11 protein-coding genes are annotated in these 14,211 nt (G+C 64.2%); 10 read left to right on the plus strand and 1 reads right to left on the minus strand.

Annotated elements, in window-relative coordinates:
- Positions 1 to 273 precede the first annotated feature (273 nt).
- From AC1VXC_RS13040 to dcp, 8 genes are all read left to right on the plus strand, one after another.
- The gene (locus AC1VXC_RS13040; protein ID WP_481539572.1) at positions 274 to 1,335 is read left to right on the plus strand and encodes a HEAT repeat domain-containing protein; all 1,062 of its coding nucleotides are present in this window, start codon (positions 274 to 276) and stop codon (positions 1,333 to 1,335) included.
- Complete coding sequence (locus tag AC1VXC_RS13045; RefSeq protein WP_481527275.1) at positions 1,332 to 2,855, plus strand: glycosyltransferase family 2 protein; 1,524 nt, start codon at positions 1,332 to 1,334, stop codon at positions 2,853 to 2,855. The genes AC1VXC_RS13040 and AC1VXC_RS13045 overlap by 4 nt, the downstream gene beginning before the upstream one ends.
- Before the next feature lie 17 nt (positions 2,856 to 2,872).
- On the plus strand, positions 2,873 to 4,150 hold the full coding sequence (locus AC1VXC_RS13050; RefSeq protein WP_481539573.1) for a YaiO family outer membrane beta-barrel protein: 1,278 nt from the start codon (positions 2,873 to 2,875) through the stop codon (positions 4,148 to 4,150).
- Positions 4,151 to 4,164: 14 nt separating this feature from the next.
- Positions 4,165 to 6,525 carry an LTA synthase family protein gene (locus AC1VXC_RS13055; RefSeq protein WP_481539574.1) on the plus strand — a complete coding sequence of 787 codons (2,361 nt, stop codon included), beginning with the start codon at positions 4,165 to 4,167 and terminating at the stop codon, positions 6,523 to 6,525.
- Positions 6,522 to 7,457, plus strand: coding sequence for a hypothetical protein (locus AC1VXC_RS13060; RefSeq protein WP_481527278.1), 936 nt, complete (start codon positions 6,522 to 6,524; stop codon positions 7,455 to 7,457). Before AC1VXC_RS13055 ends, AC1VXC_RS13060 begins: the two co-directional genes overlap by 4 nt.
- Before the next feature lie 522 nt (positions 7,458 to 7,979).
- Positions 7,980 to 8,411, plus strand: coding sequence for an alternative ribosome rescue aminoacyl-tRNA hydrolase ArfB (gene arfB, locus AC1VXC_RS13065; protein ID WP_481539575.1), 432 nt, complete (start codon positions 7,980 to 7,982; stop codon positions 8,409 to 8,411).
- Between the two features lie 3 nt (positions 8,412 to 8,414).
- A complete protein-coding gene (locus AC1VXC_RS13070) occupies positions 8,415 to 9,017 on the plus strand; it encodes a lysophospholipid acyltransferase family protein (RefSeq protein ID WP_313174041.1) in 603 nt (200 codons plus the stop codon).
- A 106-nt stretch (positions 9,018 to 9,123) separates the two neighbouring features.
- Entirely contained in the window at positions 9,124 to 11,283 is a 2,160-nt protein-coding gene (dcp, locus tag AC1VXC_RS13075; protein WP_481539576.1) for a peptidyl-dipeptidase Dcp, read from the plus strand.
- Between the two features lie 114 nt (positions 11,284 to 11,397).
- Here the strand turns inward: dcp and AC1VXC_RS13080 are convergent, their stop codons facing one another.
- Positions 11,398 to 11,724: a hypothetical protein gene (locus AC1VXC_RS13080; RefSeq protein ID WP_481539577.1), complete on the minus strand. Its 327-nt coding sequence runs from the start codon at positions 11,722 to 11,724 to the stop codon at positions 11,398 to 11,400.
- Positions 11,725 to 11,885: 161 nt separating this feature from the next.
- Here AC1VXC_RS13080 and AC1VXC_RS13085 point away from each other — a divergent pair, with 161 nt between their 5' ends.
- Together AC1VXC_RS13085 and AC1VXC_RS13090 are read left to right on the plus strand one after the other, a co-directional pair.
- Entirely contained in the window at positions 11,886 to 12,950 is a 1,065-nt protein-coding gene (locus AC1VXC_RS13085; RefSeq protein WP_481539578.1) for a linear amide C-N hydrolase, read from the plus strand.
- Positions 12,951 to 13,002: 52 nt separating this feature from the next.
- The gene (locus AC1VXC_RS13090; RefSeq protein WP_481539579.1) at positions 13,003 to 13,764 is read left to right on the plus strand and encodes a porin family protein; all 762 of its coding nucleotides are present in this window, start codon (positions 13,003 to 13,005) and stop codon (positions 13,762 to 13,764) included.
- Positions 13,765 to 14,211 lie beyond the last annotated feature (447 nt).

Below are 14,211 nucleotides of genomic sequence, written 5' to 3' on the forward strand. Positions count from 1 at the left end.
CGGGCAGGCCACAGCCGAAGACAGCTTCCCCGGCCCCCTTCACAGAACGGCAGCACAACCGGTACAGGTGCAGATGCAATAAATCCCTACTTTTAATGAAATATTTACATTCAGGGTATTGCTAATAGCATAATTGTGTTGCGGAAAACCTACTGAAATTGCGAAAAATAGAGACGTAGATCACGTTTCTGTCTATGCTTGGGGCCAGGAGTTGTACTCAGGGGGGGTAAGTGGTCTCGCAAACCACCTACCCGCAACAAGTAGGAAAATGCGATGGACAGTCTGTTCGAGGGGCCGACCGTAATCGTCGTGGCCAGTTGGGTGGCGATTCTCACCCTGCTGTTGGCCACGGTACTGCTGTTGATCATTGTGTTCCTGCGGGTCCGGGCGCAGCGCCGCGAAAAGCGCGATACCCAGGCCCGGCTGTACTGGAACGATGTTCTGCAGCGTGAGCTTGCCGGCGAAACGGTGCCGGTACATCGATTGCAACGCGACGAGGTCACTGGTTTCCTCGAAGCTTGGAACAGCGTCTGCGAGAGCCTGCCGGAGGCGTCGGTACGGCGCCTGGCCCCGCTCGGTCACCGGGTGGGCCTGGAAGAGGCGGCGCAACGCATGTTGCGTGGCAGCTACCACGACCGCGCCATGACCATCATTGCGCTGGGCCACCTGCGCGACCGGCATCTGTACGACCTGCTGGCCAAGTTCCTCAACGACCGCAGCCCGATCGTCTCGCTATGTGCAGCGCGGGCATTGGCGCAGGTGGATCCGCCGCGCGCCATGTCCGCTTTCGTGCCGATGATCACCGAGCGCGAGGACTGGGTGCCGGGCAGCGTGGCGCGGATCCTGGCCGAGAACAATGACGGCAGCGCTGCGCGTGAGATCAGCAACGCGCTGCTGCGTGCAAATGCCGATTCGACGGTGAAGCTGGTGCGCTTCCTTGCCGACATCGATCCGCAGCGTGCGGCGGTGGTGGTGCGGCAGTTGCTGGAAGGGCACGTCGATGACCACATCATTTCGGTATGCCTGCAGTTGATCAACGATCGCCAGGATCGCGAGCGGGTGATTGGGTTCCTTACGGCGTCACGTTGGCATGTGCGCATGCACGCGGCAGCGGCCTTGGGCCGCATCGGCGAGCTGGGCGATGCCGGACGGCTGGAAGCATTGCTGTCAGACAGCGTCTGGTGGGTGCGCTATCGCACCGCACAGGCCTTGTTCGGCCTGCCGGGCATGGGTGCCGAGGCCTTGCGTGAAGTGCAGTCGCGGCAGAGCGATGGCTACGGACGCGACATCATCGAACAGGTGCTGTCCGAGAACGCGATGAGGAGTGCGACATGAGCGCTTATTGGCAGATGCTGGTGAGCTACGTGCAGCAGATTCCCTGGGTGAGTATCGCCGACTCGCTGCAGTGGTTCTTCATGGCTTACTTCGTCGCGATCAACCTGGCCTACCTGCTGCTCAATTACATCTCGGCCTACCAGATCGTGCGCTACATGCGCGAGTACCGGGCCAATTACCTGCCGGCCGGCCTGCGCGAGTACCAGCCGCCGGTCAGCATCATCCTGCCGGCGTACAACGAGGAAACCTCGGTGGTTTCCTCGGTGCGCTCGCTGCTCAAGACCAGCTACCCGGCATTCGAGATCGTGGTCGTCAACGACGGCTCCAGCGACCGGACGCGCGATGCGCTGATCGAGGCATTTGGCCTGGTGCGGGTGCCCGAGGCCTACCGTACCCGCCTGCAGACCGAGCCGGTGCATGGCGTCTATGCCTCGGCACGCTGCCCGCGCGTGCGCATGGTCGACAAGGATAACGGCGGCAAGGCCGATGCGATCAACGCCGGCATCAACTGCGTGCGCTATCCGTTGTTCTGCGTGGTCGATGCCGACAGCATCCTGCAGCCGGAGAGCCTGTCACGGGTGGTGCGGCCGTTCCTGGAAGACAGCCGCGTGGTCGCCAGCGGCGGCGTGGTGCGTGTGCTCAACGGCTGTACCGTGCGCGACGGCATGCTTGACAAGATCGGCCTGCCCAACAGCTGGCTGCCCAGCTTCCAGCTGGTGGAGTATCTGCGTGCCTTCCTGTTCGGGCGCATGGGCTGGTCGCCGATGAACGCGCTGCTGATCATCTCCGGTGCCTTTGGCGTGTTCTACAAGGAGCGGGTGATCGCCATTGGCGGTTACCGCACCGACACCGTCGGCGAGGACATGGACCTGGTTATCCGCCTGCACCGCAACCTGCGCGAGGAGCAGCGCGACTACCGCATCGTGTTCGTGCCCGACCCGGTGTGCTGGACCGAGGCACCCACCGACCTGGCCTCGCTGCGCAACCAGCGCATGCGCTGGCAGCGCGGTCTGGCCGAAAGCCTATGGACCAACATCGGCATGCTGTGCAATCGCCGCAGCGGCGCCGCCGGCTGGGTCGCCTTCCCGTTCATGCTGTTCTTCGAATTCCTCGGGCCGATCATCGAGGTGGTGGGTTATGTCTCGATGATCGTGCTGGCGCTGTGCGGGCTGGTGCAGCTGGATGTGTTCCTGATCTTCCTCGCCGCCGCGGTCGGCATGGGCATCCTGTTGTCGGTCAACGCGATGCTGCTGGAGGAGCTGTCCTTCGGTCTGTACTCGCGGCCAGCGCAGCAGTTGCGCCTGTTCGTGGTCGCGATCCTGGAGAACTTCGGCTATCGCCAGCTCAATTCCATCTGGCGTTTCTCCGCCACCCTGCGCTGGATGTTCACCCGCCGCAAGCGGCATAGCTGGGGCCGCATCAGTCGCGATGGCTCATGGCAGCAGAGCCACAAGGAAGAAGTGCCGGTGTCGATGGCAGCGTCATCGTCGGCGGTCAGTGAATCGAGTACCCACCAATGATTTCCAGGAACCGCTCCATGACCCAGCCCACTACCCTTGGCGCCTCCCGGCATGCGTTGTCGCGCTGCCTGCTGCTGGCGCTGGCCGCTGCGCCGCTGCTGGCGTTTGCCCAGGAGGCCCCCGACAGCCTGACCCTGCAACTGCAGCAGATCCGCGCGCAGTCCGACGCAAACAACCGCGCCGCGACCATCGCCCGCTACAGCGCGCTGCTGGCCGAGCACCCCGGCAACGGCGACGTGCTGTTGGCGCGAGGCCGCACCTATGCCTGGGATGGCCAGTACGCGGCTGCCGAGGCCGACCTGCAACAGGTGGTGCAGAACAGCCCGACCTATGCCGACGCCTGGTCGGCGCTGGGCGATATGTATCGTTGGAGCGACCGCCCACAACAGGCCGCCGATGCCTACTCGCGCTGGGTGGAGCTGGCGCCACAGGATCCGGCGGCGCGCATCGCACGGGGCCGCGAACTGCGTGCGCTGGGCCAGACCGCCGCTGCGCGTGCCGACTTCGATGCCGCCGCCAGCCTGGGGGCAGACCCGGCCGAGGTCACCCAACTGCGTGACAGCCTGTTGCCGCGCATGGCCAATCCCGACGTGGTGGCCAGCAACGGCTACCGCTGGGGCGCAAGCCTGGGCTGGGATCACACTCGCTTCAGCGGTGGCCGACAAAGCTGGAACGACAATGACCTGACCATCCGTCGCTATTTCCCGCGGGGTTCGTTGGGTCTGGAACTGCTGCGCGCCGATCACTTCAACACCGCCGACACCGCGTGGGCCCTGGATGGCTATGCGCCGCTGTGGTCGCGTGCCTACGCCAACCTGCGTTACCAGCACGGCCCCTCCAGTGGCGTCTTGCCCCGCCAGGCCTGGCGCGTGGAAGTGTTCCAGGGTGTGGGCAGTGGCTGGGAGCTGTCGGCCAGCGTCGACCACCTGCGCTTCTCCGACAACACCGAGTTCTACGGCATCGGTGTCGGCCGCTACGTCGGCAACTGGTATGGCCGCTACAAGCTGCAGCACGTGCCGGGTGTCGGTTCGGGCAGCTGGAGTCACCGCGTGTTGCTGCGCAATTACTACAAGGGCGATGCCGACGACTATCTGGAAGTCAGCGTCAGCAGCGGCCGCAGTACCGACCTGGACCGTTTTGGCAGCGTCGTGCGTGACAACAACGCCGCCATCGGCGTCGCCTGGCGGCACCAGGTCAGCCCGCGCTGGGGCTTCAAGCTGGGTGCCGGCTACGCCGATGATGACGCTGGCTTTGATGAGCAGCGTGTATCGGGCTCCATCTATACGCGTTGGTAACGGAGCAGTCGACGATGGTATCCACGCATGATGGCGGCGCCTGGGCGCGCTTTTCCTCGGTTTTCCCGGTGTTGCTGCTGGCACAGCTGGTACTGGTCGCGATGGCGGTCAGCAACGGTGTTGCAGGTGCCGGCGGTGGTTTGCAGACCGGGACAATTGCCGGCATTGCCGGGGTCCAGGCGCTGTTGATGCTGTTGCGCACGGTGCCGCTGCTGATGCTGTTGTCATTGCCCTTGTTGATGATCAAGCGTGCCTTGCCGCGCACGATCGCCCTGGGCGTGTTGTGGTCGCTGTTCATCGTGGTACAGGTGCTGCTGGACCAGTACTTCCAGGTGGCGCACGTGCCGCTGGGCGCTGACCTGTTCGGCTACAGCATCGCCGAGATCCGTACCACCCTGGCCGATGGCGCGCCGTTGGGGCTGCGCGGGGTACTGGCGATGGCGTTGCCGTTGCTGGTGCTGTGGGTGGGGCTGCTGTGGTTGGCGCGCCGTGATGCGCGCGGTTCGACCGTAGGCAGCACGGTGCTGCTGGTGGCTGCGGGTATTGCCTGGATCCTGCCACTGCCCAGTGGCACGGAGGCCTTGAAGGACGTCGCCTCACGCGACCTGGCCTGCAACAAATTCGCCTGGTTCAGTGGTGACGTATGGCGCTGGTTCAAAGGCGAAACGGATGTCGCGGTGGTGCCCAGTGCCGTTGCCAGCAATGAAGCCCCGCTGGATCCGAACTACCCGTTCCTGCACCCGGAGCAGACCCCGGATGCCCTGGGCCCGAACTTCTCGCCAACCAGCGATGGCCGTCCGCCGAACGTGGTGTTGATCGTGGTCGAGGGCCTGGGGCGCTCATTCTCGGGGCCGCAGGCATCGCTGGGCAGTTTCACGCCGTTCCTGGATGAGCTGGCCGGGCGCAGCCTGTACTTCGACAACTTCCTCGCCAACCAGGGCCGTACCTTCGGCGTGCTGCCGACCCTGATTGGCTCGGCACCGTTTGCCGACGAGGGTTTTACCGGTCTGGGTGATCGCATGCCGGCGCATCCGGGTCTGTTCAGCGTGTTGCGCCAGCAGGGCTATAACACCGCCTTCTACAACGGCACCGACACCAACTTCGACAACGAGCGCGCCTACATGCAGGGCCAGCAGGTGCAGACGCTGGTCGACATGAACAACTTCGGCGAGGGCTATCAACGCAATCCATTCAGCGCCTGGGGTTACCCGGACAAGGAACTGATCTCTCGGGTACTGGCCGACAATGACAGCGTGCAGGCGCCGTTCCTTACCGCGATCCAGACCATCTCGATGCACACCAGCTACGAGTTCCCCGATCAGGACGTGTACCGCAAGCAGTTCGAGCAGCGCCTGCAGCAGCTGCAGGTGCCCGAGGCGCAGCGTGCCAGCTATCGGGCCAGTACCGATATCTACAGCACCATTCTGTATACCGACGAGCAGCTGCGCCGCTATTTCGCGTCGGTGGAAAAGACCGCGTGGTATGCCAACACCATCTTCGTCATCACCGGCGACCACCGCCTGCCGGAGATCCCGATGGGCGAGCATGTGGATCGTTACCATGTGCCGTTGATCATTTTCTCGCCGCTGCTCAAGCAGTCCAGGCGCATCCGCGCGGTGTCCTCGCAGCTGGACGTGACGCCGTCGTTGATGGCCTTGCTGTCCAATACCTACGGTTTGAAGCGGCCAGCGCAGACACCGTGGTTGGGCACCGGCCTGGACATGGCCGAGAGCTTCCGTAGCACGCGTCAGCTGCCGCTGAAGCAGACCAAGACCAGCGCGCCGGAGTATCTGGCCGGGCGTTGGTGGCTGCATGATGGCAAGTTGTACGAGTTGCAGGACGGCATGCACCTGGCCGCAACCGACGACGCCAGCGTGCGTGCCTGGGCCCTGCAACGGCTGCAGCGCTATACCCAAGCCAATGCGATCTTCATGCAGAAGAACGCGCTGACGCCGGAGGGCGCGACACCCAGGCTGGTGGCGTATAGCGCACCGGCGTCCGCAGCCGAGGTGGCGGATGCACCGCTGGCGCACGGCTTGTCGCTGGCCTCGGCCGAGCTTGCGGCGGCCGCCGACGGGGTGCGGCTGACGGCGGTGTTCAGCAGCGGCGATCCCAAGCCCAGCCGGGTCTTCGTGCCACTGGCGGTGATGTCCGCTGAAGACGGTCGCGAACTGCAGGAAGTGTATGGGCAGGCCATGCAGCTGCCGCCCGGTGGCAGTCAACAGGTGCAGCTGCAGCTGCGCCTGCCGCAGGATTGCGGTGGCCACTGTTATGTATCCGTCTTCCCTTCCGACCCGGACAGCGGCAAGGCGATCGGGCAGGGCCGTTATCGCCTGCCGGTGGACGTTGCCGCCGCCGCGGAGAAGTCGCAATGAGCCGCGCGTTTGGCCTGGGCCTGCTGGCCGTGCTGTGTGTATTGCCGATGGCGCAGGCGGCAGCGGCCAGCCGCGCGATATGGACCTGGGAAGCCGAGTCGTACGCGATGATCGAGGATCCGGCGGTCGCCGATGAGGCGGTGGCGTATCTCAAGTCGCAGCGCATCGACACCGTGTATCTGTATGCCGATGCTTACAAGGACCGCAACCTCATCGTCGAGCAGCCGCAGCTGTACCGCGCCTTCATCGAGCGCTTGCACGGCAAGAACATGAAGGTCTATGCCTTGCTGGGTTCCTGGTACCTGAGCACGCAGAAGTACGTGTTGCCGGAGCACCGCAAGGAGGCCGAGGCGATGTTCCGCCGGGTGGTGGATTACAACGCCTCGGTGCCGGAAGCTGCGCGCTTTGATGGCGCCAACCTCGACATCGAGCCGCATATCCTCGACGAATGGGAGGACGACACCCGCGCGGACCTGCTGATTGGTTTCCTGGACATGAGCGCGGCGGTGATGCGCATCAAGCAGGAGAGCGGTGCGACCTTGGCGGTCGGCCCGGCGATTCCGTTCTGGCTGGACGGCATCGAGGTGGACTGGAACGGCCGTCATCGCCCGGTCAGTGAACACACCATCAATATCTACGACTACGTGGCCTTGATGGACTACCGCGACAAGGCAGAGGGCCGTGACAGCATCCTGTCGCATGCGGCCAGCGAGATCGCCTATGCCAATGAAGTTGGCAAGAAGGTGGTGATTGGGCTGGAGGTTTCACCCAACGACATCAACAAGGTGACCTTCGACGAAGAAGGCCCGAAGGTGTTCGAGCAGGAAGTGCGCAAGGTGGAGCGTGCGCTGCGCAACGAGCCCTCGTTTGATGGTTTTGCGATCCATCACTACCGCGCCTACCGGCGCTGGGCGGGGCGCTACTGGGAGTAAAGGGGGCGAGGTCCTTTTTGTGCACGCTTCGCCCCCTCCCTTTTGCGTAGCAAAGGGGAGGGCTGGGGAGGGGTGCTTTTAAAGCTGTAGCCGCCCAGCAAAATCCAGCTCTCAAGCTGCGCTTCCCCGGCCTACCTTGGCGGTTCGAGTGCTCAACGTCAGCCGCGAAAAGCACCCCTCCCCAACCCTCCCCTGCGCTGCGCGCAAGGGAGGGGGCAGATGGCTGCGCCCCCGCAGACCTCGCGAGTGCACGCTTCGCCCCCTCCCTTTTGCGTAGCAAAGGGGGAGGGCCGGGGAGGGGTGCTCTTGCTTGAGCTCCCTCCCTTTTGCGCAGCAAAGGGGAGGGCTGGGGAGGGGTGCTTTTAAAGCCGTAGCCGCCCAGCAAAATCCAGCTCTCAAGCTGCGCTTCCCCGGCCTACCTTGGCGGCTCGAGTGCTCAACGTCAGCTGCGAAAAGCACCCCTCCCCAACCCTCCCCTGCGCTGCGCGCAAGGGAAGGGGCAACAGCCCTTACAATGCGCCGATGGCGACGGAGCAGATTGAAATCTCGGAACGATTGGCGATACCGGAAACGGAGATCGTCGAACGCTTCGTGCGCGCCTCCGGCGCCGGCGGCCAGAACGTCAACAAGGTCTCCACCGCTGTGGAGCTGCGTTTCGACATCGCCGGCTCGCCGTCCCTGCCCGAACCACTGCGTGAGCGCCTGCTGGCCCGCCGCGACCGCCGGGTCACCAGCGAAGGCGTGCTGGTGATCGATGCGCAGCGCTTCCGCACCCAGGACCGTAACCGCCAGGATGCGCGCGAACGTCTTGTCAGCTTCATCCAGGCCAGCCTGAGCGTGCCCAAGGCACGCGTGGCGACCAAGCCAACCTATGGCTCCAAGCTGCGCCGGCTGGATCAGAAAAAGGAACGCGCGCAGGTCAAGCGCGGCCGTTCCACACGTAATTGGGAGTAGTGCTTGAGCAACACGCCACCGACCGTTCCGGTTGTTCCTGCCGCCGTCCCGCAGCGTAAAGGTGCCGCCTTCAGCCGTTGGCTGGGCCGCAGCATCCTGCGCCTGGGCGGCTGGCATATCCGTGGGCCGGTGCCGGACCTGGCCAAGGCAGTGGTGATTGCCGCGCCGCATTCCTCCAACTGGGATGGCCTGTGGGGCCTGGCGGCAAAGATGGCGCTGGGCCTGGAGGCGCGCATTCTTGGCAAGGACAAGCTGTTCTGGTGGCCGCTGAGCGTGGTGCTGCGCCGGCTGGGCGTGGTGCCGCTGGACCGCAGTTCGCCGCAGGGCACGGTGGGCCAGGCGGTGGCGATGATCCGCGACAGCGAACAGGTCTGGTATGCGCTGGCGCCCGAAGGCACCCGCAAGCAGGTGACGGAATGGAAGGGCGGATTCCTGAAAATCGCCCGCATGGCCGACGTGCCCATCATCCCGGCCTATTTCCACTACCCGGAAAAGGTGATCGGCTTCGGTCCGGTCTTCCATACCAGCGGTGACGATGTGGCCGATATGGCGGCCATCCGCCAGTGGTACCGGCAGTGGATGGGGCGCAACCGCGGCACCGGCTGAGCCACCGCGCCGGGCGCGGCTTGGCGCCACCATCGGCACATGCCGCAAACAGGCGAAGGGAGTAGGGTAAAGGGCTGTTCGAAGCCCGTTCCCAAGGAGCCGTTTCATGTCGCGTACCGTTGTCCTGGCCGCCGCCATCAGCCTTGCGCTGGCCGCCTGTTCCGGCAAGGAGTCCACCGCCCCCGTGACCGCCACCACCCCTGACCAGGCAGGCCAGCCGGCCGATGCCTCGACCAACCCGTTCATGACCGCCAGCTCGCTGCCGTTCCAGGCGCCGGCGTTCGACAAGATCAAGGACAGTGACTACCTGCCGGCCTTCGAGGAAGGCATGCGCCAGCAGCTGGCCGAGATCAAGCAGATCACCGACAACAGCCAGCCGGCCACCTTCGACAACACCTTGCTGCCGATGGAGAAGTCCGGCGCCATCCTGGACCGCGTCAGCCGCGTGTTCTTCAGCGTGGTGCAGGCCGATACCAACCCGGAGCGGCAGAAGATCCAGGAAGACGTGGTGCCCAAGTTGGCCGCCCACAGCGACGCCATCCACCTGGACCCGAAGCTGTTCGCGCGCATCAAGACCGTCTATGACGGCCGCGCTGAAGCCGGCCTGGATGCCGAGCAGCTGCGCGTGGTCGAGGAAACCTACAAGGGCTTCGTCAAGGCCGGTGCCGAGCTCAGCGATACCGACAAGGAAACCTTGAAGCAGTACAACGCCGAAGAGGCCACCCTGTCCAACGACTTCCACAACAAGCTGGTCGCGGCCACCGCCGCCGGTGCGGTGGTGATCGACGACAAGGCGCAGCTGGCGGGTCTGTCCGAAGGCGACATCGCCGCTGCCGAAGACGCGGCCAAGGGCCGCAAGCTGGACGGCAAGTGGGTGCTGAGCCTGCAGAACACCACCCAGCAGCCGGCACTCGGCTCGCTGCAGGACCGCGACGTGCGCGCCAAGGTGCTGCAAGCCTCGGAAACCCGCACCGAGCACGGCGATGCCAACGACACCCGCGCCATCATCCAGCGCCTGGCCCAGCTGCGTGCGGCCAAGGCCAAGCTGCTTGGCTTCCCGAACTACGCCGCCTACAACCTCACCGATCAGATGGCGCAGACGCCGGCCAACGCGCTCAAACTGCTGACCGACACCGTGCCGGCGGCCACCGCCAAGGCACGCGGCGAGCTGGCCGAGATCCAGAAAGTCATCGACGCACAGAAGGGTGGCTTCAAGGCCTCCGCATCGGACTGGGACTTCTACGCCGAGCAGGTGCGCAAGGCCAAGTACGACCTGGACGAGTCGCAGATCAAGCCGTACTTCGAGATGGACAATGTGCTGCAGAACGGCGTCTTCTACGCCGCCAACCAGCTCTACGGCCTGACCTTCAAGGAACGCAAGGACCTGCCGGTGTATCACCCGGACGTACGCGTGTTTGAAGTCACCGATGCCGACGGCCAGCCGCTGGCGCTGTTCTATGCCGACTTCTTCAAGCGCGACAGCAAGTCCGGCGGCGCCTGGATGGACGTGTTCGTCGAGCAGGACGGCCTGACCGGCACCAAGCCGGTGGTCTACAACGTCAGCAACTTCACCAAGCCTGCCGCCGGCCAGCCCGCGCTGCTGAGCTGGGACGACGTGACCACCATGTTCCACGAGTTCGGCCACGCCCTGCATGGCATGTTCTCCAAGACCAAGTACCCCAGCGTGGCCGGCACCGGCGTGCCGCGTGACTTCGTCGAGTTCCCGTCGCAGTTCAACGAGCACTGGGCCTCGGACCCGAAGGTGTTCGCCAACTACGCCAAGCACTACCAGACCAAGGCAGCGATGCCGCAGGAGCTGGTCGACAAGATCGCCAAGGCCAAGACCTTCAACCAGGGTTACATGACCACCGAGTACCTGTCGGCGGCGCTGCTCGACCTGGCTTGGCATACGCAGGGCGCTGACGCACCGCTGCAGGATGTGGACAAGTTCGAAGCCGATGCGCTGAAGCGCTACAAGGTAGACCTGGCCCAGGTGCCGCCGCGTTACCGCAGCAGCTACTTCGACCACATCTGGGGCGGCGGTTATTCGGCCGGTTACTACGCCTATTTCTGGGCGGAGATGATCGACCACGACGCCTTCGAGTGGTTCAAGGAGAACGGTGGGCTGAGCCGCGAGAACGGCCAGGTATTCCGTGACAAGATCCTGTCGATCGGCAATACCCGTGACCTGGCGACGGCCTACCGTGATTTCCGCGGCAAGGACCCGAGCGTCGAGCCGCTGCTGCACAACCGCGGTTTGAAGTAAGCGGCCTTGAAACAAGCGCTCGCACTTGTGAGCGTGTGAAACGACGAACGGCAGGGGAAACCCTGCCGTTCGTGTTTGTGCGCGTGCTGTGCTGCAGGCTGCAGCGCGCTGGTGTTACTCGCAACGCACCTTGGTGATGACGTTGTTGGCATCGGTGTAGACGCGCAGGCGATCCTGGCGGATATCGCGGGAAACAATCGTGGTCGGGCTGATCGGATTGACCAGGCCTGCACCGCTCTCCTTTTTCAGGCGGCGCACGGTGGCTTCGTCATTGACCGTGCCCACTGCCCATTGCAGCGAGGCGTCGCTGCAGCGGCCGAAGTTGGGGTCGTCGCTGACCGGCGGCGCACTCAGGCAGCCGCTCAGGGCGATGCTCAGCAGGCCACCGACCAGCAGCGGGCGCAGGATGGCAGCGGTGTGACGCAGTGTGATTTGAGGCATGGGGCAGTTCCTCCGTTCGAATATGTGCGGAGCATAGCAGTGGCCCATTGTCTGGTTGCTGTTTTTCAGGACTGCCAACCCTGTCGCGATAGGACAATGAATGGCTGTTAGGATCATTCCGATTGCATCTCTGACCTGATCCAGCAAAGGAAGCTCACCCCATGAAATCAGCCAAGCGATCCATTATTGCCGCCTGTGCCACCGTGTTGTTCGGAATGGCCGGCGTGCAGTCCGAAGCCGATGCCTGCACCCGTTTCGTCTATCACGGCGCCGGGAACGAGATCTTTACCGGCCGTTCGATGGACTACAAGATCGACACCGGCACCCATCTGTGGATGTTCCCGCGTGGCATGCAGCGCAGCGGCGAGACCGGCCCGGATACGCTGAAGTGGACCTCGCGCTATGGCAGCGTCATCGCCAGCGCCTATGACATTTCCACCACCGACGGCATGAACGAGGCCGGCCTGGTCGCCAACCTGCTGTGGCTGGCCGAATCCGAATACCCCGAGCGCAACAGCGGCAAGCCCGGCCTGGCCATCTCGGTGTGGACGCAGTACATGCTCGACAACTTCGCAACCGTCGAGGAAGCGGTGAAGGTGCTGAGCACCGAGCCCTTCACCCTGGTCAGCGACGCAGCACCCGGCGAGCAGCGCCTGGCCACCTTGCACCTGTCCATCTCCGATGCCAGTGGCGACAGCGCCATCATCGAGTACATCAAGGGCAAGCAGGTCATCCATCACAGCCGCGACTACAAGGTGATGACCAACTCGCCGATCTTCGAAGAGCAGCTGGCGCTGGAAACCTACTGGCGCCAGATCGGCGGCACGGTGATGTTGCCGGGCACCAATCGCGCCTCGGACCGCTTTGCGCGCGCTGCCTTCTATATCGACGCCATTCCCAAGTCGACCGACCCGGTGGAATCCACCGCCAGCGTGTTCGGCGTGATCCGCAATGTATCGGTGCCGTACGGCATCACCACCCCGGACCAGCCGAATATTTCCTCGACGCGCTGGCGCACAGTGTCCGACCAGTCGCGCATGCGCTATTACTTCGAGTCGGCGCTGGCGACCAATGTGTTCTGGGTGGACCTGAAGAAGATCGATTTCAGCGAAGGCAAGGGCAAGGTGAAGCGTCTGGACCTGGGTAACCAGCAGCGCACCATCTATTCGGGTGAAGCCAACGCCCAGTTCAAGGACGCCAAGCCGTTCCGTTTCCTGGGCGTATAAGGCGAGCAATCGGCGTGCCCGGGAAACCGGGCGCGCACTATCTGGAGCTTCAATGAACACCCGATTCACCCGTAAATGCCTGTGCCTGCTGTTGGCAATGGGCGGCATGCCGCTCGCGCACGCACAGAGCAACGACAACGACGACAGCTGGCGCTTCCAGGCCACGCCTTATGTGTGGATGAGCGGCATGGAAGGGCAAGTTCGGCCGTTCCGCAGCGCACCGATGGCGGACGTACAAAAGTCCTTCTCCGAGCTGATGGACAACCTGGACGCGGCGGCCTTCATCACCGGCACCGCGCGCCGTGGCAACTTCGTGCTGCAGGCCGATTTCACCCACGCCTCCACCTCGGATTCGACGCCGCTGCCGATTGGCGTGGCAGCACACGTGAAAGTGAAGCAGACCTCGGCAACGGTGACGGCAGGCTATGCCTGGTCAGCGAACGAGCGCACCGGCATCGACCTGTTGGCCGGCGCGCGTTACTGGGACATCAATGCAGCGGTGAACGTGCCTGGCCTGGTGTCTGCCCGTTCGGATTCCACCTTCGTCGACCCGATTGCCGGCGTGCGTTGGCGGCAGACGCTGAGCCCGCGCTGGAGCAGCATTGCCTATGGGGATGTGGGCGGTTTTGGTGTGGGTTCGGATTCGACCTGGCAGCTGTTGGCGCTGGCCAACTACCAGGCAACGGAGAACCTGTTCGTCTCGATGGGCTACCGCCACCAGAGCCTGGATTATCGCGACAGGGGCAAGCGCCTGGACGTGTCCCTGTCCGGCCCGATGCTGGGTGTGACGTACCAGTTCGGTAAGCGGCTGTAGCTTTGGTCCCCTCCCTTTGGCCGAAGGCCAAGGGGAGGGTTAGGGAGGGGTGCTCTGAGCAGTAGCCCTCAAATGCCCAAAGCAAAACCAACCCCCTCCCAACCTCCCCCTTGGCTACGCCAAAGGGGAGGGGCAAAGCTTCGCCCCCTCCCTTTCGCGCAGCGAAGGGGAGGGCTGGGGAGGGGTAGCTTTTGGCCGTGTAGAGCCGAGCCATGCTCGGCTGGAGCCTTACCGGGGAAGCCTCTGCCGAGCATGGCTCGGCACTACAGCTTGGCCCCCCACCTTTCGCGTAGCGAAGGGGGAGGGCTGGGGAGGGGTAGCTTTTGGCCGTGTAGAGCCGAGCCATGCTCGGCTGGAGCCTTACCGGGAAAGCCTCTGCCGAGCATGGGACGGCACTACAGCTCGTTCGGATCCGCCTTCCAATACCCGGTCGCGCGTATCCATTCC

Source organism: Stenotrophomonas sp. STEN033 (genome assembly GCF_056856655.1).

Excerpts from the sequence above, each read along its gene's own strand:
- AC1VXC_RS13090 (WP_481539579.1), top strand. The coding sequence starts at position 13,003 with ATGAACACCCGATTCACCCGTAAATGCCTGTGCCTGCTGTTGGCAATG.
- AC1VXC_RS13055 (WP_481539574.1), top strand. The coding sequence starts at position 4,165 with ATGGTATCCACGCATGATGGCGGCGCCTGGGCGCGCTTTTCCTCGGTT.
- dcp (WP_481539576.1), top strand. The coding sequence starts at position 9,124 with ATGTCGCGTACCGTTGTCCTGGCCGCCGCCATCAGCCTTGCGCTGGCC.
- AC1VXC_RS13080 (WP_481539577.1), bottom strand. The coding sequence starts at position 11,724 with ATGCCTCAAATCACACTGCGTCACACCGCTGCCATCCTGCGCCCGCTG.
- AC1VXC_RS13050 (WP_481539573.1), top strand. The coding sequence starts at position 2,873 with ATGACCCAGCCCACTACCCTTGGCGCCTCCCGGCATGCGTTGTCGCGC.
- AC1VXC_RS13060 (WP_481527278.1), top strand. The coding sequence starts at position 6,522 with ATGAGCCGCGCGTTTGGCCTGGGCCTGCTGGCCGTGCTGTGTGTATTG.
- AC1VXC_RS13085 (WP_481539578.1), top strand. The coding sequence starts at position 11,886 with ATGAAATCAGCCAAGCGATCCATTATTGCCGCCTGTGCCACCGTGTTG.
- arfB (WP_481539575.1), top strand. The coding sequence starts at position 7,980 with ATGGCGACGGAGCAGATTGAAATCTCGGAACGATTGGCGATACCGGAA.
- AC1VXC_RS13045 (WP_481527275.1), top strand. The coding sequence starts at position 1,332 with ATGAGCGCTTATTGGCAGATGCTGGTGAGCTACGTGCAGCAGATTCCC.
- AC1VXC_RS13040 (WP_481539572.1), top strand. The coding sequence starts at position 274 with ATGGACAGTCTGTTCGAGGGGCCGACCGTAATCGTCGTGGCCAGTTGG.